This window comes from Shewanella aegiceratis, from assembly GCF_019457495.1.
GTDB lineage: Bacteria > Pseudomonadota > Gammaproteobacteria > Enterobacterales > Shewanellaceae > Shewanella > Shewanella loihica.
Genome location: NZ_CP080416.1, coordinates 196841 through 216765, shown reverse-complemented (window position 1 = coordinate 216765; position 19925 = coordinate 196841). Strand labels below are relative to the sequence as shown.

Here is a 19925-nt window from a genome sequence, read left to right as displayed (position 1 = left end):
TAATTAATGTGGCATAACCTGTGTGCCGATAGACTCGCCCTTCTCCAGCGCGCTCAACTGCTCGGCGTCGCGCCATGAGGCGACCTGTACCGGTTGTCCCATCCACTGGGCAACCTCTAGTGCCGCCTCTACCTTGACCTTCATCCCCTTCTCGATGACGCCTAACTTGGTTAGTTCATCGGCGTGGGCCTTATCCAGGGTCTTGATCAGCTGTCCCTTACCGTCGAGCACACCGCTCACGTCGGACAACAGCACCAACTGGCCTTCCACCAGCTTAGCAATAACGGTCGCCGCCTGATCGGCGTTGACGTTCAGCAAGTTGCCCGCATCATCTACGGCAATCGAACTGACAATCGGCATCCAACCTTGGGCCAACAGGAAGTTCAGATAAGTCGGGTCATTGGGCGACACTTCACCCACGAAACCGAGCTGCTCATCTTTGATGCTGCCTTTCACAATGGCACCATCACACAGGCTCATGCCCACACTCGTGATACCCGCCTTGATGGCACTGGCCTGCAAGATCTTGTTAGAGGTACCCGCCAGCGCGCCCACCACAATTGGCACCTGCTCTTCGGGGGTGACACGCAAACCGTCCAGCTTGACCGTCTCCATGCCATTGGCCTTGAGCTGCTCGTCTACCAGGCAACCGCCACCATGAACCAAGATGACAGATTGGCCCGACTTAATGATGTTGGCCGCGCTCGCCATCAGGCGTGCCAGCCCCATCTCACACTGCATCAGGGCGCCACCCACTTTAAGCACTAAGGTTTTCTTATTCGCCGACATAGCTACTTCTCTCTCACAGGTGACAATATTAATAATTGAAATGAATCTTTATGCATTGATGCGCCTGACTGGCAGCACCTTTCATCAGATTGTCGATAGCGCTCGCCACCACCAGGTAGCCATTGAGGGGATCGTACTTCCATCCCAGCAGGCAGTTAGGGGTATGCACCACGTCGTCAACCTTAGGAAATTGATTATGGTACACATTCACCAGAGGTGCCGACTCATACACTTCATAGGCCTTGGCAATATCGGCTTCGCTCACCCCGGGCTTCATCTGCACGGTAATGGTAGCCAGGATGCCACGCTTAAAGTTGCCCAGGTGAGGGGTGAAGATCACCTGCTGCCCCAGCTGAGTCGCGATCTCAGGTTGATGTCTATGACCCAGGACACCGTAGGGTGTCAGGCTCACCTCGCAGAAGCTGGTGTGCAGCTGCGCCTTTCTGCCTGCACCGGTCACACCACTGACGGCGTTGATCACCGGCAGGCTGTCTGTCATCAGATCTTTCAGGGGTTTTAACGCCGTAAGTGAAGCCGTGGGATAACAGCCAGGCACGGCAATCATCTTGCTGGCGGCAATCGCCTCGGTGTTCCACTCCGCCAGGCCATAGACAGCCTCGGCCAACACCTCTGGGTAGATATGCTCGAAACCATACCATTTGGGATACTGTTCGCTATCGGAAAAACGGTAGGCGCCGGAGAGGTCGAACACCGCCAGACCCGCCTGATAGAACCAGGCCGCCAGGTGCAGGCTCACGCCATGGTCCGTCGCCAACACCACGGCATCGGCCTCATCGACTATAGTCTGCTTAGCCTGTTCGGTCAGTGGCGCCAGACTAAGATCGATATGGCTGTAAACCGGATACAAACTAGCCAGAGTTTTGCCTTTATCCAGACTGTTTTCAGAAACATAGAGGCCTTGAATCTTAAGCTGATCATCGGCCTGGATCAGTGAAGTAACCTGAGCACCTGTGTAACCACTGGCGCCAATTATCGCTATGCTTTTCATACTTTATGACTTCTATATTGTGTTAACGGTAAAAAAGAGAGGGGCACTGCTTAAGCCCTGGTATAGATACCAATATGACAAGATTATCGTCGCAGGAAGTGATTACAGCTAACCTTATATGCAAAAAGTAAGAAGAAATTGTTCATTTTTTATCTCTAAGTTAAGCCTTTAATAATGGCGCTCGTTTTAGCTGTTTGATAGACTAACACAACAAACTAATTATGCAATAATATTGAATAGATATTTTTAAATAAAATTGGTGATTTGAGTCAAATGATGAAAACCTTTCCCGACATCAAGCAATCCTTCCGCGAGCTGATCGCCACGCCGTCCATCAGCGCCCTCGAAGCCGAACTCGACATGAGCAACCAAGGCGTGGTGACCCTGCTAAGTCAGTGGCTCACCGATCTGGGCTTCGACTGCCAGATGCAGGCCGTCCCCGACACCCGTGGTAAACACAACCTGCTGGCCAAGATAGGTCTGGGGCGCGGTGGACTGCTGCTGGCGGGACATACGGATACCGTCCCTTTCGACGAGGGACGCTGGAGTCAGGATCCCTTTACCCTGACCGAGAAGGATAATCGCTGGTATGGGCTAGGCAGCTGCGATATGAAGGGCTTCTTCGCCCTGATTATAGAGGCGGTGCGCCAGATGCCGACCCAAGACTTCGTGCGGCCGCTCTACATACTCGCCAGCGCCGATGAAGAGACCACAATGAATGGCGCCAAAGCCTTCGCCAAGTCTAAGGCCATCGCCCCCGAATACGCTTTGATCGGCGAGCCCACCGGCCTTAAGCCTGTCTACATGCATAAGGGACACCTGGCCCAGGGCATCCGCATCACGGGGCGCAGCGGTCACTCTTCGGATCCGGCTAAGGGACTCAACGCCATAGAGATCATGCATCAGGTGATCGGCCAGCTCCTCAAGCTGAAACAACACCTGGCGGAGCACTACCGCGAAGAGGCCTTCAGCGTGCCCTACCCCACCATGAACTTTGGCCATATTCACGGTGGCGACGCCGCCAACCGCATCTGCGGCTGCTGCGATCTGCACCTGGATATCCGCCCCCTGCCCGGCCTGCCGTTAGAGGTCTTGGAGCAACTACTGACCCAATATCTGGCCGAACTGAGTCAGCGCTATCCAGGGGCCATCAGCATAAGCCAGCTCTATCCCGGTTCTCAGCCCTTCGCGGGACAGGCGGATGCTCAATGGTCACAGCTGGTCGCACAACTGTCGAATCAGGCTCCCGAGGTGGTCAACTATGCCACCGAGGCCCCCTATATTCAGCAGCTGGGCTGTCAAACCTTGGTCTGGGGACCTGGCAGCATAGAGCAGGCACATCAGCCAGATGAGTACCTGGACACCGCCTACATCAACAAAACCGTCGACTTGCTAAAACAGCTGATTTACCACGCCTGCATAAAGGCGCCATAAAAAATTCATGCAAGGTGATATAGAACACATAAGCATACGATATGAAGATATGCCGTATTGACCTAAACCTGATAGCCTAGGTATGGTGATTGATTAACTCGTGGGTATGGAGCATTTATGACAGATATGTACGCGTCGCTGCGATCCAATGTGGGCACATTAGGCCAAATATTAGGCGATACTATTCGCACACACATGGACGAGCCCTTTTTAGATAAGATTGAACAGATCAGACACCTGGCCAAGAGCTCACGCCAAGGCAACGATACCGCCAGGGAACAGATGCTTACCCTACTGGCCGCCTTACCCGACGAAGAGTTGGTACCATTTGCCAAGGCCTTCAACCAGTTTCTCAACCTGGCCAATATCGCCGAGCAGTTCCATACCATCAGCCGCAACTGTGACGAGCTGGTCTGCGTGCCCGATCCTGTGGATCAACTCCTGGGGCGCATGCTCAATGGGCGCATTGACCAAGATAAGATGCTCGAGTGTCTGCAGACACTGGATATCGACCTTGTGCTTACGGCGCACCCGACCGAGATCTCGCGTCGCACCCTGATCCAGAAATACTCCGCTGTGGTCGATTGTCTCGCCACCATGGAAAACCCACAGCTCACCGAGCGCGAGAAGAAACAGAATCACCTCAGACTCAGACAGCTTATCGCCCAGATCTGGCACACCAACGAGATACGCCACGAGCGTCCAACACCGGTGGACGAGGCCCGCTGGGGATTGAGCACCATAGAGGCCTCACTCTGGCAAGCCATTCCCGACTTTCTGCGCCAGCTCAACGAACAGGTCGAAGAGCGCACCGGCAAGCAGCTACCCAGCGACATAGCCCCCATCCGCTTCTCCAGCTGGATGGGCGGCGACCGCGACGGCAACCCCTTCGTCACCGCCAAGGTTACCCAGGAAGTATTGGATCGCAACCGTCACACGGCGGCGCGCCTCTATCTCAAGGATGTGGTCTTGCTGGTCAACGAACTGTCGATGGAGGAGGCCAACGAAGAACTGCTGGCCCTCACAGACAACAGCCACGAACCATACCGCGTGGTGCTGCGGGAGCTAAGACAGAAGCTACGCGACACCATAGATTACCTAAATGCCCGCCTCGAGGGGCATTCACCCGAGGTGGATCTCGATAGCCTTATCTGGCACGAGGATGACCTCAAACAGCCCTTGACCCTGCTCTATCGCAGCCTGACCGAATCGGGTATGAGCCTGATCGCCAATGGTCTGCTGCTGGATATGCTGCGTCGTCTGGCCTGCTTCGGCATCCATATGCTGCGCCTGGATATCCGACAGGATGCCCAGCGCCATAGCGATGTCATCGCCGAGCTGACCCGTTACCTGGGCCTTGGCGACTTCGACCACTGGGACGAGCATGAGAAGCAGGCCTTCCTGCTGCGGGAACTGAGCGGTAAACGCCCGCTGATCCCCCATAACTGGGAACCGAGTGCCGAGGTCGCCGAGGTGATCAGCACCGTCAGATTGATCGCCAGCCAGTCGCCTAAGGCCCTGGGCTCCTATGTTATCTCCATGGCCAGTCAACCGTCGGACGTGTTGACTGTGCTCCTGCTATTGAAAGAGGCGGGATGTCAGCATCCGATGCGGGTTGTGCCACTGTTCGAGACCTTAGAAGATCTCAACAACGCCGCCAGCTGTATCTCGGCGCTGTTTGCCATCGACTGGTACCGCGGCTACTGCAAGGGCAGCCAGGAGGTGATGATAGGCTACTCAGACTCGGCTAAAGATGCCGGCGTGATGGCGGCCGCCTGGGCACAATACAGTGCGCAGGAAAAACTGGTTAAGGTCTGTAACCAGGCAGACATCAAACTCACCCTGTTCCACGGTCGTGGCGGCACCATAGGCCGTGGCGGCGGACCAGCCCACAAGGCAATTCTGTCGCAGCCACCCGGCTCGGTAGATGGCCGCATCAGGGTGACGGAACAAGGCGAGATGATCCGCTTCAAGTTCGGCCTGCCTAAGCTGGCGGTGCAGAGCCTAGCGCTCTATACCTCGGCCGTGATGGAGGCCACCCTGTTGCCGCCGCCAGAACCTAAGCCAGAGTGGCGTGAGGCGATGGAGCGACTCGCCAGTGATTCGGTTACTGCATACCGCGCCATAGTGCGTGAGGAGCCAGATTTTGTCGCCTACTTCCGCGCGGCCACCCCTGAAGTCGAGCTAGGCAAGCTACCGCTAGGTAGTCGCCCCGCGAAGCGTCGGGTGGATGGCGGTATTGAGAGCCTGCGTGCGATCCCCTGGATCTTCGCCTGGTCGCAAAACCGCTTGATGCTCCCCGCTTGGCTGGGCGCCGGCGAGGCGCTGCAACAGGCTGCCGACCGTGGCGAACTCGCCCTGTTAAGGGAAATGGAGCAGCAATGGCCCTTCTTCGAGACACGCATCTCCATGCTAGAGATGGTCTACGCCAAGGCCGAGCCTAACCTGGCGAAGTACTATGAGACCTGCCTGGTGCCGAAAGAGCTACATCACCTCGGCGAAGCCCTACGTAGCCGTATGGCAACAGGGATCAAGGTGGTCTTGGAGCTGACCCAGTCCGACGCCCTGATGTCGCATACCCCATGGAATCGTGAGTCGGTAGAGCTGCGCAATCCCTATATCGACCCGCTCAACTTCCTCCAGGCCGAACTCCTGGCGCGTACCCGTAAGGAGCAGGCGGGATCAAGCAATGTAGAGCTGGCACTGATGCTCACCATCGCCGGTGTGGCGGCGGGCATGAGAAACACGGGTTAATGAGAAGCCTAGCCCTAATAGGCGTGCTGATGCTGAGTTTGACTGCATGTGTCAGTCAATACAGCATCAGCGAGCGCCAGCTCACCAACTACCTGAACGACGAGATGCATTTCGAGGTCAAAGAGGGCAATCGCTTCTTTGGCATAGAGATGAAGATCAATGATGTGAAGGTTAAGCTTGGCCATAAGGCCGACACCATGGCGATCACGGCGAGCAGTCTGATCAAGGTGGCCAACCCGCTAATGCCGCTCAATGCCACCATGACGGCCGAGTTTGAAGCCAAGCCTTGGTATGATGCCGACCAGCACAGCCTCTATCTTAAGGACCTTACCCTAGTCAGCCTGAGATCTGATCCTAAGGATCTCGAGCAGGCCATAGGCCAGGTGAGTCCTCAGATCATGGGATTCATGACCCACTTCCTCGAGACCCAGCCCGTGTATGTGCTCGATACCCAAGAGGGTAATCAGGCGCTTGTCGCCGAGATGACCAAACGTATCCAGGTCGTTCCGGGCAAGATTAACCTTATCTTTAAAGATTAACCTCACCACATAATCAACTCTATTTAAGGCGCCATTATGCTTGGCGCCTTATCTAGTCTATCTTGCAAATCGCGGATAAGAGGAATAGTCCACGAGAACGGGCGACTCCTGCAGCTCACGCCTTAGCATATCCAAGGCAACAGCCGTGCTCAGCTGCCGCACCAACTCGCGGGAACGCGCCGGGAACTTAAGCATCTGGCTATAGACGCCTTGCCGAGTCGCCAGGGCGATCGCCACAGTGCCAACCGGCTTTGCCTCGCTGCCGCCATCGGGCCCGGCAATGCCACTGGTCGCCAGCGCATAGTCGCTGTCCAGCAGGCTTCTTGCCCCCTTGGCCATCTCCTCAACCGTGGCAATAGAGACCGCCCCGTGGTCATCCAGAGTCGCAGCTTTAACCCCCAATACGCGCACCTTAGACTCATTGCTATAGGTCACCAGCCCCTGATCCAGGTAATTGGAGCTGCCGGCAAAGGCCACCAGGTTGTTGGCGATCATGCCACCAGTACAGGACTCGGCAATACTCAAACGCTTACCCGAAGCCAGCAAGCCGTTGTGGATCACCTGTGCCAGTGAGGTAACGTTGTGGCCGACCACCGCATCGCCTAGACGAGCGAACACCTCGCCCTTCACCCTGTCTAATTCGCCAATGGCTGCTTCCCCTCGGGCAAACAACTTGATCTCGATATAGGGCATGAAGGAGCGATAGCCCAGGGTCATGCCATCCGGTAAAGGCATACCCTCGAGCTTATCGGCCAGTGCCGATTCCCCCTGACCTATGGTCAGTAGCTTCTGCACCTCGACTTCGACATGGCTATCGGCGATCTGCTCCACAAAAGGAATGAACTGCTCGGTCACCATCTTCTTAAATTCGAAAGGTACACCGGGAGTAAAGAAGAGCCAGGCGCGATTGAGCTGCACACGAAAGCCACAGGCCGTGCCCACAGGATTGTCGACCATGATAGCCGATGCGGGTAACATCGCCTGTTTCAGATTGCTCTCTGGCATGTGTCGACCGTTACGGGTGAACCACTCTTGAATACGCTCCCGCCACAGGGTGCACTCAACTAGAGGTTCGCCCTTGGCAATCGCCATCGCCTCGGAAGACATATCATCGCTGGTCGGGCCGAGCCCGCCATTGACCAAGATGACATCTGCGTGCTCGCTACGCTGACGAAACACCTCGACCAGATCGTCCAATCTATCGCCTACCGTGATCCGCTGCTGCATCTCTATGCCATGGTCCATCAAGGCATTTGCCGCCCATGCCGCATTGGTATCGACTATCTGTCCGGATAACACCTCTTCACCGGTGCAGATCATTTCTATTTTCATATCCATCCCTTGAAACTAAGCCATTTCACTTGGGCATAAGGTAGGTAAGGCCGCATGGAATAGCAATAGACAAACTGGCGGCTCGCTCGATATTCATGCTACTGGGCGTTATGCGGTGTTTACAGATTCTTTAGTTCTAAGCAAAAACGAACTCATCTCTAAATGCAAACTAGACTCAATAAACACTTAACCCAACTCGGCAATAGGTAGAATGATCATGTATAAACTCGCGGCCATGGGCCTATTAGCGCTCAGCTCCTTCACGCTGAACGCGGCTACGGATATGTTTCTCAAGATAGATGGCGTCGATGGCGAGAGCCTGGACGCGCAGCACCGCAACGAGATCGATGTACTCGCCTGGTCTTGGGGAGCAAGCAGCGATATGCGACGCACCTGCATTCAAGATATCAGTGTGACCAAGTATGTGGATAGCGCCTCACCCCAGCTTCTCATGAACCAGATGAGCCACATGCAATACCCTAGAGCGACACTGACGGTGCGCAAGGCGGGTGGAACGCCCCTGGAGTATATAGTGATCGAATTACGCGACGTATGGGTCTCTAGCCTGTCTACCGGCGGCTCTGGCGGCGAAGATCGTCTCACCGAGAACATCACCCTAAATTTTGAAGAGCTCAAATATCAATATACTCCGCAAAAGGCAGATGGCAGCGGCGGACCAGCGATCTCGGCCACCATCACAAGCGAGAAATGCAGATAGGCGATGAGATACTGTATTCCTATGGCTTAGTGCATGAGCATTTTGAAAAGACAGAAACGAAAAAAAGCCTCTGCACTCTTATGTACAAGAGCATGCAGAGGCTTTCGTCTAAATGTTGGTGGGCGCACATCGCAAAGCGATGTGCTCATGCACGCGAAGTGGAACGAGCTGGGGAGGACGGGACTCGAACCCGCACTCTTGCTTTCTATTGAGACAGAACCTAAAACTCCATGGAAGGAGTGAATGCTGTAGATTATCTGGAATTCTGCTCTCGACCACAGGCTTTTTGCACACAACGAAAAAAGCCTCTGCATTGCTGCAGAGGCTTTCATCTTAATGTTGGCGGAGCGGACGGGACTCGAACCCGCGACCCCCGGCGTGACAGGCCGGTATTCTAACCAACTGAACTACCGCTCCTTTAGTAACACGCTTTCGCGGGATACTAAATTAGGCGCCTGGAAATGACCTACTCTCACATGGGGAGACCCCACACTACCATCGGCGCGATTGCGTTTCACTTCTGAGTTCGGGATGGGATCAGGTGGGACCACAATGCTATGGTTTCCAGACAAATTCTTACTGGTTAATTCTTCGTCTGACGGCATTGTTTCCTTGCTACAGTGCTCATGTACTCTAGTACACTCCGCGCTTCGCTTCGTTACGGCTTTGTCAGCCAAACAATTACCTGCGTAATTAACCAAAATAGTAAATTTAGAAAGCTGCTTGAATTCGCACTTCAATCAAGTACTTTTGTATTCTTTTGATTACGTAAAACCATCGTACGAAACCCTTTTGGGTTGTATGGTTAAGCCTCACGAGTCATTAGTACAGGTTAGCTCAACGCCTCACAACGCTTACACACCCTGCCTATCAACGTCCTAGTCTCGGACGGCTCTTTAGAGACCTTAAAGGTCTAGGGATGACTCATCTTAGGGCTCGCTTCCCGCTTAGATGCTTTCAGCGGTTATCGATTCCGAACGTAGCTACCGGGCAATGCCATTGGCATGACAACCCGAACACCAGCGGTTCGTCCACTCCGGTCCTCTCGTACTAGGAGCAGCTCCCTTCAATCATCCAACGCCCACGGCAGATAGGGACCGAACTGTCTCACGACGTTCTGAACCCAGCTCGCGTACCACTTTAAATGGCGAACAGCCATACCCTTGGGACCGACTTCAGCCCCAGGATGTGATGAGCCGACATCGAGGTGCCAAACACCGCCGTCGATATGAACTCTTGGGCGGTATCAGCCTGTTATCCCCGGAGTACCTTTTATCCGTTGAGCGATGGCCCTTCCATTCAGAACCACCGGATCACTATGACCTGCTTTCGCACCTGCTCGACGTGTATGTCTCGCAGTTAAGCTGGCTTATGCCATTGCACTAACCGTACGATGTCCGACCGTACTTAGCCAACCTTCGTGCTCCTCCGTTACTCTTTGGGAGGAGACCGCCCCAGTCAAACTACCCACCAGGCACTGTCCTCAACCCCGATTCAGGGGCCAGAGTTAGAACATCAACACTACAAGGGTGGTATTTCAAGGATGACTCCACGAGAACTGGCGTTCCCGCTTCAAAGTCTCCCACCTATCCTACACATGTAGGGTCAATGTTCAGTGCCAAGCTATAGTAAAGGTTCACGGGGTCTTTCCGTCTAGCCGCGGGTATACGGCATCTTCACCGCAATTTCAACTTCACTGAGTCTCGGCTGGAGACAGCGTGGCCATCATTACGCCATTCGTGCAGGTCGGAACTTACCCGACAAGGAATTTCGCTACCTTAGGACCGTTATAGTTACGGCCGCCGTTTACCGGGGCTTCGATCATGAGCTTCTCCGAAGATAACCCAATCAATTAACCTTCCGGCACCGGGCAGGCGTCACACCGTATACGTCATCTTGCGATTTTGCACAGTGCTGTGTTTTTGATAAACAGTTGCAGCCACCTGGTATCTGCGACTCCCGTCAGCTTAGAGAGCAAGTCTCATCACCAACAGGAGCGTACCTTCTCCCGAAGTTACGGTACCATTTTGCCTAGTTCCTTCAGCCGAGTTCTCTCAAGCGCCTTGGTATTCTCTACCCGACCACCTGTGTCGGTTTGGGGTACGATTCCTGCTAACCTGAAGCTTAGAAGATTTTCCTGGAAGCATGGCATCAACTACTTCATCACCGTAGTGACTCGTCATCAACTCTCAGTATTAGGTGCCCGGATTTGCCTAAGCACCCTACCTACAGCCTTAAACGCGGACAACCAACGCCGCGCTAGCCTAGCCTTCTCCGTCTCTCCATCGCAGTTAGCAGAAGTACGGGAATATTAACCCGTTTCCCATCGACTACGCCTTTCGGCCTCGCCTTAGGGGTCGACTCACCCTGCCCCGATTAACGTTGGACAGGAACCCTTGGTCTTTCGGCGAGGAGGTTTTTCACCCCCTTTATCGTTACTCATGTCAGCATTCGCACTTCTGATACCTCCAGCGTGGGTTACCCCTTCACCTTCAACGGCTTACAGAACGCTCCTCTACCGCACCAGCGCAAGCGCTAGTACCCATAGCTTCGGTGTATTGCTTAGCCCCGTTATATCTTCCGCGCAGGCCGACTCGACTAGTGAGCTATTACGCTTTCTTTAAATGATGGCTGCTTCTAAGCCAACATCCTAGCTGTCTAAGCCTTCCCACATCGTTTCCCACTTAGCAATAACTTTGGGACCTTAGCTGATGGTCTGGGTTGTTTCCCTTTTCACGACGGACGTTAGCACCCGCCGTGTGTCTCCCGAGTAGTACTCATTGGTATTCGGAGTTTGCAAAGGGTTGGTAAGTCGGGATGACCCCCTAGCCTTAACAGTGCTCTACCCCCAATGGTATTCGCTCGAGGCGCTACCTAAATAGCTTTCGAGGAGAACCAGATATCTCCCGGTTTGATTGGCCTTTCACCCCCAGCCACAAGTCATCACCGCATTTTTCAACATACGTGTGTTCGGTCCTCCAGTTGATGTTACTCAACCTTCAACCTGCCCATGGCTAGATCACCGGGTTTCGGGTCTACACCTTGCAACTAAACGCGCAGTTAACACTCGGTTTCCCTACGGCTCCGCTATTCGCTTAACCTCGCTACAAAATGTAAGTCGCTGACCCATTATACAAAAGGTACGCAGTCACGGTCTCAAGAACCGCTCCCACTGCTTGTACGTATACGGTTTCAGGTTCTATTTCACTCCCCTCACAGGGGTTCTTTTCGCCTTTCCCTCACGGTACTGGTTCACTATCGGTCAGTCAGGAGTATTTAGCCTTGGAGGATGGTCCCCCCATATTCGAACAAGATATCACGTGTCCCGTCCTACTCGTTTTCACCTAAAGTTAGTTTTCATGTACGGGGCTATCACCCTGTATCGCTGTGCTTTCCAACACATTCCACTAACACCCTCTAGGCTTAAGGGCTAATCCCCGTTCGCTCGCCGCTACTAGGGGAATCTCGGTTGATTTCTTTTCCTAAGGGTACTTAGATGTTTCAGTTCCCCTCGTTCGCCTCACTAAGCTATGTATTCACTTAGTGATGACACCTTATGGTGCCGGGTTTCCCCATTCGGACATCGTTAGCTCAAATGCTTGTTACTAGCTCGCCAACGCTTTTCGCAAGTTACTACGTCCTTCATCGCCTCTGACTGCCAAGGCATCCACCGTATACGCTTAGTCACTTAACCATACAACCCAAATGAGTTTCATCTGAGTCGCATCGCAACTAACGGTTTCTACTTTCGCCAAAAGAATACTCAAGTCACTTGATTAAAGTGTGTTTTGAGAACTCAATTATTTTTCGCAATAACCTTTCGGTTATTACTATCAGCTTTCCAAATTTTTAAAGAACAAGCATCGCCGCTCGGACGTGCCACTCGCTCTAACAAGAACAAGTTATCTGTGTGAACACTCAACAAATATCAGTCAATCGTATAGGTAAGGAGGTGATCCAGCCCCAGGTTCCCCTAGGGCTACCTTGTTACGACTTCACCCCAGTCATGAACCACACCGTGGTAAACGCCCTCCCGAAGGTTAAGCTATCTACTTCTGGTGCAGCCCACTCCCATGGTGTGACGGGCGGTGTGTACAAGGCCCGGGAACGTATTCACCGTGGCATTCTGATCCACGATTACTAGCGATTCCGACTTCATGGAGTCGAGTTGCAGACTCCAATCCGGACTACGACCGGCTTTGTGAGATTAGCTCCACCTCGCGGCTTCGCAACCCTCTGTACCGACCATTGTAGCACGTGTGTAGCCCTACTCGTAAGGGCCATGATGACTTGACGTCGTCCCCACCTTCCTCCGGTTTATCACCGGCAGTCTCCCTAAAGTTCCCGGCATTACCCGCTGGCAAGTAAGGATAAGGGTTGCGCTCGTTGCGGGACTTAACCCAACATTTCACAACACGAGCTGACGACAGCCATGCAGCACCTGTCTCAGAGTTCCCGAAGGCACCAATCCATCTCTGGAAAGTTCTCTGGATGTCAAGAGTAGGTAAGGTTCTTCGCGTTGCATCGAATTAAACCACATGCTCCACCGCTTGTGCGGGCCCCCGTCAATTCATTTGAGTTTTAACCTTGCGGCCGTACTCCCCAGGCGGTCTACTTAATGCGTTAGCTTGAGAACCCAGTGTTCAAGACACCAAATTCCGAGTAGACATCGTTTACGGCGTGGACTACCAGGGTATCTAATCCTGTTTGCTCCCCACGCTTTCGTACCTGAGCGTCAGTCTTTGTCCAGGGGGCCGCCTTCGCCACCGGTATTCCTTCAGATCTCTACGCATTTCACCGCTACACCTGAAATTCTACCCCCCTCTACAAGACTCTAGTTGACCAGTTCGAAATGCAGTTCCCAGGTTAAGCCCGGGGCTTTCACATCTCGCTTAATCAACCGCCTGCGTACGCTTTACGCCCAGTAATTCCGATTAACGCTTGCACCCCTCGTATTACCGCGGCTGCTGGCACGAAGTTAGCCGGTGCTTCTTCTGCGAGTAACGTCACAGCTAACGGGTATTAACCGTTAACCTTTCCTCCTCGCTGAAAGTGCTTTACAACCCGAAGGCCTTCTTCACACACGCGGCATGGCTGCATCAGGCTTGCGCCCATTGTGCAATATTCCCCACTGCTGCCTCCCGTAGGAGTCTGGGCCGTGTCTCAGTCCCAGTGTGGCTGATCATCCTCTCAGAACAGCTAGGGATCGTCGCCTAGGTGAGCCATTACCTCACCTACTAGCTAATCCCACCTAGGTACATCCAATCGCAGAAGGTCCGAAGATCCCCTCTTTTCCCCCGTAGGGCGTATGCGGTATTAGCAGTCGTTTCCAACTGTTATCCCCCTCGACTGGGCAGTTCCCTAGGCATTACTCACCCGTCCGCCGCTCGTCAGCAAAGTAGCAAGCTACTTCCTGTTACCGCTCGACTTGCATGTGTTAGGCCTGCCGCCAGCGTTCAATCTGAGCCATGATCAAACTCTTCAATTAAAAGTTTTTTTGCTTCACTCTTTATTCAAAAGGAAGCGACTCAATGAATTCTGATTCACATAAATGACTCGGAAGAATCATCTACATGTTTGTACATATTGCTATGAACACTCATCGTTGCATTGAGATTTAAATCGTTTTCGATTAACTCAATACCTGTGAGTGTCCACACAGATTTCTTGTTTTATCTTGTTAAAGAACGTTTGCCTCATACTGGACTCCAGCGGGCTAGGGCTGCGTATTCTACGCTTCTCCCTGTCGGCGTCAAGCGCTTTTTTCAAAAGATTTTTAAGTGGTTAATTACTGTGCTTTCGCGTTGTAACTACCGGCTTAAAAACTCGAACCGCTTATCACCTTGACTCGACATTCGTTACTTACTCACTTGGTAAGTAGCGCCGTTTGCCGTGTCAGTGGGAGCGCATTATAGGGAGCCAAATCTTTTGCGCAAGGGCTTTTTACAAAAAAAAGATCGCATGCCGATCTTTTAGGCAATTGCGATCTTTTTCGTATGATTTACGGCCAATATTGCCGTGTTTTACTGTTTTTGAGTCTCTGACGCGATAAAGCTCTCGATCAATTTCACCGCTTTCTCATCATCCCAGTCGACAAATGTTCTGACGAAGGCGATCAATTCGCCCTGCTGATTGAGAATAAAGGTCGCCGGTATCGTATCTAAGGGGAAGACCTGACCCAGCTGCTGCTGCGGATCATAATAAGTCTCGAACTTATCCATCCCCAACGAGGCCAGGAAGGGTTCGACCTTCTCCTTGCCATTCATATCGATCGATATTGGCAGTACACGAAACTGTTTAGGATCGAATTTGCCTTTAAAGCGATCTATGGCAGGCAGCTCACGCACACAAGGGGGACACCAGGTGGCCCACATGTTGACCATCACTACCTGGCCGCGATACTGGCTAAAGTCGATAGCCTTTCCTTGGGCATCCTTAAAGGGCACAGGATCTATCGGGTAGGCTTTTGGCAACACGTTGATCAGATCGACACTCGACTGCACCTCACCGCCTTGCTTCTTCTGCATGCCGGGATAGGCTTGCACGCTGGAGGCATATCCGCCTAAGGCGAGAGCCGCCGACAGCAGCGCCGTGGCTAACTTAGAGTTCATTTATCGTCTCGCTTGAGCAGTCTATCCAGCTCGGCTTGCTCCTCGGCGCTGATCTCCTGATCGACGGCGTTGCTGATACGCTGCTGTCTAACGAAGATAAAGCCGATCACTAAGCCCACCAGCAATAGCGCGATTGGCCCTAGCCATAGGATGTAAGTCTTGGCTTCCATGCGTGGCTTATAGAGGACGAACTCACCGTAACGGCTAGTCATGAACTCGATAATCTCTTCGTCGCCCTTACCGGCATCGACCATTTGATAGACTTCGAGTCGCAGATCTTGCGCCACAGGTGAATTGGAATCGATCAGGTTCTGGTTTTGACACTGAGGACAACGCAGCGAGTGAGCCAGTTCGAGGGCTCGTTTCTGGTTATCTACCGACTTAAACTCATAGGTATCCACTGGGGTCGCCATCGCGGCGCCCACCAGCGAGAAAGATAACAGTATTGCGGTAATAAACCCGACTAAGGTCTTCATTAAGATGCTCCCTCAGCTTTAGCCTGTGCCTGTAACTCTTGAATCATGGGATAGAGTGTCTCATTCCAGACACGCATATCGATAGGACCGGCATAACGGAAGCGGATGATACCGTTGTGATCCACCAGATAGCTCTCGGGCGCACCGTACACCCCAAGATCCAGACCTAAACGTCCGTCATGGTCAAAGATATTCTTGGTGTAAGGATCGCCCTCGCGGCTCAGCTCACGGATCGCCATGGCACGCTCGTCACGATAGTTGATGCCATAGATAGGCAAGATGTTCTGTCTTGCCAAACGCATCAGATAGGGATGCTCATACTTACATGAAGGACACCAGGTGGCCCACACGTTCAGCAGTGAGACCTGACCCTTGATGCTGTCATTGGTAATGATCTCGTTGGCATCTTCAAGCTTTTGCAGTTGGAAAGCCGGTATCGGCTTTCCTTCTAATGCAGAGTCCAGCTGCTGCGGATTCAGGAAGAGTCCCTTATAGAGGAACACTCCCATCACCAAAAACAGAATCAAAGGAATAAATAATACTAGCCTTTTCTTCATACTTGCCCCAATTCAAGTTATGCGGTTGCTAATTTTGCTTGTTTGGCTTTTTCGCCGACGGTTTCGGTCGCCTTGGCTCTGCGGTAACGCTTATCAGACGCGGCGAACAGACCACCTACCATCATGAAGATGCTACCGAACCATAACCAGCGCACGAATGGCTTGTAGTTCAGACGCACGGCAAACTCGGTGCGGCTGATCGGATCGCCCATGGTGATATAGAGATCGCGGAACAGTCCCCAATCGATGCCCGCCTCTGTCATGTCCATGGTACGTACGTTGTACTGACGGCGATCTGGCTTGAGCAGAGTGATGAACTCACCGTCTTTGGTCACTTCGACCTGACCCTGCTGGGCGGTATAGTTAGGACCGACGACATTCTTGGTCTCGATGTAGTGGAAGCTATAGCCCGCCAGCTCCTGGGTGATACCAGGGCCCATGCGAACACTCTTCTCGATAGAATAGTTAGACACCATAGTCGCGCCGACCACAGAGACGGCGATACCTAAGTGAGCGATGATCATACCCAGCTGGCTGCGCCCCATACGCGCCAGGCTAAGGCCATCTTTAGACTGCATGATGTCGTAGGCGGCGCGCAGTGTCGCAACTGTCACCCAAACGGCCAGGCCGATACCGAACATCACCCAAGCATTAAACTTGCCGTCCACCAGGAAAGGCGTCACTACACCGATAACCGCAGAGACGATGGCAGGCACCAGCAGCTTGGCCTTGAGTTCACCGGCCTTGGCGCGCTTCCAGCGGATGCTAGGGCCAATACCCATGAAGGCAAACAGTACGAGTGCGATCGGCACGAATACCGCGTTGAAGTATGGTGGGCCTACAGAGATTTTACCCATGTTCAGGGCATCGATCAGCAATGGGTAGAGTGTACCCAGCAGCACGGTACCACAAGCTACGGTAAGCAGAATGTTACCCACCAGCAGCATGGTTTCTTTCGACATCAGGTCGAAACGCGCAGGGCTCTTCATGTCGCTTGCGCGGAAGGCAAACAGCGTCAGCGATCCGCCGATGGCGAGACCCAGCAGCAAGAGGATGAACATACCACGGCTAGGATCCGCCGCGAATGAGTGCACCGAGGTCAGTACGCCAGAACGCACGATGAAGGTGCCTAGCAGACTCAAAGAGAATGCGAAGATAGAAAGCAGTACCGTCCAGTTACGGAAAGTTGCACGCTTCTCGGTCACGATCACTGAGTGCAGCAGTGCGGTACCGATCAGCCAAGGCATGAATGAGGCGTTCTCGACGGGATCCCAGAACCACCAGCCGCCCCAGCCTAGCTCGTAATATGCCCACCAAGAACCGAGTGAGATACCGCCGGTCAGGAAGATCCACGCAGCCAGGGTCCAAGGACGGCTCCAACGTGCCCAGGCAGAATCGAGGCGTCCGCCCATGAGCGCGGCGATGGCGAAGGCAAAGCTCACCGAGAAACCAACATAACCCAGGTACAGCATAGGTGGGTGGAAGATGAGTCCCACGTCCTGCAGCATAGGGTTAAGGTCGCGCCCCTCCATAGGAATCGGGAACAGACGCTCAAATGGGCTAGATGTCAGTAGCATGAAGAGACAGAAGCCTATTACTATCATCGCCAAAATGGCGAGTACACGAGCGGTGAAGACCTCTTCTAACCCCTTACTGAAGAAGGCAACCGATGCCGTCCAGACAGACAGGGCAAACACCCAGAAGAGTAATGAACCTTCATGACCACCCCATACCGCGGCGATCTTGAAGAAGATCGGCAACTGAGAATTTGAGTGGTGTGCAACATAGGCTACAGAGAAATCGTCAACGGCAAAGCTATAACCTAGGACGATGACAGAGAGAGCGATAAAGAAAAACATGCCGTAACTCAACGGCCAGGCATAACGCACCAGATATTGATCTTTGCGAGCAACACCGATTAAGGGGACGCTGGCCAATAGAAAGGCGAATGCCAATCCTATTATCAACGAAAAGTGTCCTAATTCAGGGATCATGGGGTTTCCTCAGTCCTATATGAGAACCAGTTGAAGCATTAGCTTCACCTAATTCACCAGAGTTTGCAATTCACACTACTCAAGGTACAAAATTTGAGTCATTTTAGTATTTGCTATTGTATCTGTCTGCCTCTTTCGCACAATTCTGGGTGACCTGTCTCATTCTTGCGAACAGAAACGCAGGGTTACAATTGTTATAAACTGGCAGATTTTATGCTCTGACCCTTGTTTGAAACTTAAGTTTCAGCCAATTTTTGAAAATAGAATCGAACTGTGAACCAGTGCAAAAGTATCAGTATTTAACGGCTGGAAACCCTTATATTACTGTTCAATGAATAATCTTTCCGTATAATCTGATCCCTATATCGCGCGGCACTCCCGCATTCCTGCAACTAATGTGAAAAAGAAATAATGACCACACTCTGGATTTTTATTGCGCTTTTTGTATTAGTCAGCCTTGTGCTGATTTGGTTTCCACACTTCCGCCAGCAAAAGATGCTGCAGGCCGAAGAAGCCGGTGTGCGTAAGGCCACCAACCTCGAACTTTTTAACAATCGCCTAGCGACCCTAGAGAAGGAACTTGAGGATGAGCTGCTGGATCAAGATGAGTTTAACGCGCTAAAGAAAGAACTCGAGATCAGCCTGCTTCAGGACATGAAGCAAGGTGAAGATGAATCTCTGGTCGGTCAGATCAAGCCTAAGAGCCTACTCTGGCCAACATTGATGTCTGTGGTGGTATTAGGTGTTTCTGGCTACTTCTATGCCAACCTAGGTGCGTATGCCAACCTAGACAAGGCGGTTCCCGACAATCCACACGCAGGAATGGATGCCGCTCAGATCATGACCCAGCGCATTCAGATGATGGAATCACAGGTGCAAGCCGAGCCGGAAAACAGCCAGCTGCTGTTTAGCCTTGGCCATGCCTACATCAGCGCCAACCGTTATGATGATGCGGTAAAAGCATTCGACAAGGCGATGGAGCTAGTGGGTACCCACGCCGAGCTGCTTGGTCCTAAGGCGACAGCCATGTACTACAAGGCCAACCAAAGAATCACCCCTGCGGTACAGGCCATTATCGACCAATCATTGGCATTAGATCCTGAAGATCCTTCAACCCTACTGCTTGTCGGTATGGATGCCTTCTTCAGTGCTCAATATAAGAAGGCGATCGATGCCTGGCAGATCATTCTCGATAGCGACAGAAGCGATGTGGACCGTAGCGCCATCATCAATGCCATCGAGAGCGCCAAGATGAGAATGCAAGCCGAAACTGGCGAGATGCCTAACGACGCGACTCATCAGCAGGCCAAGGCCACTACCGGTAAGACGGTAACCATAGATGTGTCAATCGCACCCGAGCTGCTAGAGAATGTCAGCGGTAGCGATATGCTGTTTATCTTTGCCCGCAACACCCAAGGCCCTAAGGTGCCGCTAGCGGCGACTAAGGTATCGGCGAAATCTCTGCCTGTCTCTATCACCTTAGATGACAGCACCGGCATGGGCGGCGATATCAAGCTGAGCGACGCCAAACAGGTTGAAGTGATCGCCGTGCTCTCTAAGCATGGTTCGGTTAAGGCGCAGCCTGGCGATCTACAGGGCCGTCTGGAAACCATGGATGTGGGCTCAACCGCTAAGCTAGTGATTGATACTCTGGTTCAGTAATCTCGGTCCAATTTTACCGATTCAATAAACCAGGTTCCGTATCGCACAGA

At 52.8% G+C, this 19925-nt stretch carries 12 protein-coding genes, 1 tRNA gene and 3 rRNA genes; 5 read left to right on the top strand and 11 right to left on the bottom strand.

The window, feature by feature from the left end:
• Positions 1–3: 3 nt before the first annotated feature.
• Both argB and argC read right to left on the bottom strand, forming a co-directional pair.
• Positions 4–789 (bottom strand): acetylglutamate kinase, encoded by a 786-nt coding sequence (gene argB, locus K0H80_RS01070; RefSeq protein WP_220072797.1) that lies wholly within the window; start codon positions 787–789, stop codon positions 4–6.
• Positions 790–817: 28 nt separating this feature from the next.
• Positions 818–1798 carry an N-acetyl-gamma-glutamyl-phosphate reductase gene (gene argC / locus K0H80_RS01065; protein WP_220072796.1) on the bottom strand — a complete coding sequence of 327 codons (981 nt, stop codon included), beginning with the start codon at positions 1796–1798 and terminating at the stop codon, positions 818–820.
• A gap of 276 nt (positions 1799–2074) precedes the next feature.
• Here argC and argE point away from each other — a divergent pair, with 276 nt between their 5' ends.
• The 3 genes from argE to K0H80_RS01050 all read left to right on the top strand — a co-directional run bounded on the left by argE (position 2075) and on the right by K0H80_RS01050 (position 6525).
• On the top strand, positions 2075–3232 hold the full coding sequence (argE, locus tag K0H80_RS01060) for an acetylornithine deacetylase (RefSeq protein ID WP_220073890.1): 1158 nt from the start codon (positions 2075–2077) through the stop codon (positions 3230–3232).
• Positions 3233–3349: 117 nt separating this feature from the next.
• On the top strand, positions 3350–5986 hold the full coding sequence (ppc, locus tag K0H80_RS01055; RefSeq protein ID WP_220043898.1) for a phosphoenolpyruvate carboxylase: 2637 nt from the start codon (positions 3350–3352) through the stop codon (positions 5984–5986).
• Positions 5986–6525 (top strand): YceB family lipoprotein, encoded by a 540-nt coding sequence (locus K0H80_RS01050; protein ID WP_220043897.1) that lies wholly within the window; start codon positions 5986–5988, stop codon positions 6523–6525. Before ppc ends, K0H80_RS01050 begins: the two co-directional genes overlap by 1 nt.
• A 57-nt stretch (positions 6526–6582) precedes the next feature.
• On the opposite strand, the gene K0H80_RS01045 is transcribed toward K0H80_RS01050, so the two are convergent.
• Positions 6583–7857 (bottom strand): CinA family nicotinamide mononucleotide deamidase-related protein, encoded by a 1275-nt coding sequence (locus tag K0H80_RS01045; RefSeq protein WP_220072795.1) that lies wholly within the window; start codon positions 7855–7857, stop codon positions 6583–6585.
• Positions 7858–8074: 217 nt separating this feature from the next.
• On the opposite strand from K0H80_RS01045, the gene K0H80_RS01040 reads away from it, so the two are divergent.
• Entirely contained in the window at positions 8075–8575 is a 501-nt protein-coding gene (locus tag K0H80_RS01040; protein WP_011864004.1) for an Hcp family type VI secretion system effector, read from the top strand.
• A 340-nt stretch (positions 8576–8915) separates the two neighbouring features.
• Here K0H80_RS01040 and K0H80_RS01035 read toward each other — a convergent pair.
• The 8 genes from K0H80_RS01035 to K0H80_RS01000 form a co-directional block, all read right to left on the bottom strand.
• Positions 8916–8992: transfer RNA gene (locus tag K0H80_RS01035), tRNA-Asp, on the bottom strand.
• Between the two features lie 36 nt (positions 8993–9028).
• Positions 9029–9144, bottom strand: a 5S ribosomal RNA gene (rrf, locus tag K0H80_RS01030).
• 232 nt (positions 9145–9376) lie between these two features.
• Positions 9377–12269: ribosomal RNA gene (locus K0H80_RS01025) — 23S ribosomal RNA — on the bottom strand.
• A 251-nt stretch (positions 12270–12520) separates the two neighbouring features.
• Positions 12521–14063, bottom strand: a 16S ribosomal RNA gene (locus tag K0H80_RS01020).
• The 16S, 23S and 5S rRNA genes sit together here with 1 tRNA gene alongside, the layout of an rRNA operon.
• A gap of 535 nt (positions 14064–14598) precedes the next feature.
• Positions 14599–15186: a TlpA disulfide reductase family protein gene (locus tag K0H80_RS01015; RefSeq protein ID WP_220072794.1), complete on the bottom strand. Its 588-nt coding sequence runs from the start codon at positions 15184–15186 to the stop codon at positions 14599–14601.
• Positions 15183–15662 (bottom strand): heme lyase NrfEFG subunit NrfF, encoded by a 480-nt coding sequence (gene nrfF / locus K0H80_RS01010; RefSeq protein ID WP_144204447.1) that lies wholly within the window; start codon positions 15660–15662, stop codon positions 15183–15185. Before nrfF ends, K0H80_RS01015 begins: the two co-directional genes overlap by 4 nt.
• Positions 15662–16219, bottom strand: coding sequence for a DsbE family thiol:disulfide interchange protein (locus K0H80_RS01005; protein ID WP_011864001.1), 558 nt, complete (start codon positions 16217–16219; stop codon positions 15662–15664). Before K0H80_RS01005 ends, nrfF begins: the two co-directional genes overlap by 1 nt.
• A gap of 17 nt (positions 16220–16236) precedes the next feature.
• On the bottom strand, positions 16237–18213 hold the full coding sequence (locus K0H80_RS01000; protein WP_220072793.1) for a heme lyase CcmF/NrfE family subunit: 1977 nt from the start codon (positions 18211–18213) through the stop codon (positions 16237–16239).
• A 411-nt stretch (positions 18214–18624) separates the two neighbouring features.
• Here K0H80_RS01000 and ccmI point away from each other — a divergent pair, with 411 nt between their 5' ends.
• Positions 18625–19875 (top strand): c-type cytochrome biogenesis protein CcmI, encoded by a 1251-nt coding sequence (gene ccmI / locus K0H80_RS00995; RefSeq protein ID WP_220072792.1) that lies wholly within the window; start codon positions 18625–18627, stop codon positions 19873–19875.
• The last annotated feature ends 50 nt before the right edge of the window (positions 19876–19925 follow it).

Coding starts and splice junctions, on each gene's coding strand:
- argE (WP_220073890.1), top strand. CDS start 2,075: ATGAAAACCTTTCCCGACATCAAGCAATCCTTCCGCGAGCTGATCGCC.
- argB (WP_220072797.1), bottom strand. CDS start 789: ATGTCGGCGAATAAGAAAACCTTAGTGCTTAAAGTGGGTGGCGCCCTG.
- nrfF (WP_144204447.1), bottom strand. CDS start 15,662: ATGAAGACCTTAGTCGGGTTTATTACCGCAATACTGTTATCTTTCTCG.
- K0H80_RS01000 (WP_220072793.1), bottom strand. CDS start 18,213: ATGATCCCTGAATTAGGACACTTTTCGTTGATAATAGGATTGGCATTC.
- K0H80_RS01040 (WP_011864004.1), top strand. CDS start 8,075: ATGTATAAACTCGCGGCCATGGGCCTATTAGCGCTCAGCTCCTTCACG.
- K0H80_RS01045 (WP_220072795.1), bottom strand. CDS start 7,857: ATGAAAATAGAAATGATCTGCACCGGTGAAGAGGTGTTATCCGGACAG.
- argC (WP_220072796.1), bottom strand. CDS start 1,798: ATGAAAAGCATAGCGATAATTGGCGCCAGTGGTTACACAGGTGCTCAG.
- ccmI (WP_220072792.1), top strand. CDS start 18,625: ATGACCACACTCTGGATTTTTATTGCGCTTTTTGTATTAGTCAGCCTT.
- K0H80_RS01015 (WP_220072794.1), bottom strand. CDS start 15,186: ATGAACTCTAAGTTAGCCACGGCGCTGCTGTCGGCGGCTCTCGCCTTA.
- K0H80_RS01050 (WP_220043897.1), top strand. CDS start 5,986: ATGAGAAGCCTAGCCCTAATAGGCGTGCTGATGCTGAGTTTGACTGCA.
- K0H80_RS01005 (WP_011864001.1), bottom strand. CDS start 16,219: ATGAAGAAAAGGCTAGTATTATTTATTCCTTTGATTCTGTTTTTGGTG.
- ppc (WP_220043898.1), top strand. CDS start 3,350: ATGACAGATATGTACGCGTCGCTGCGATCCAATGTGGGCACATTAGGC.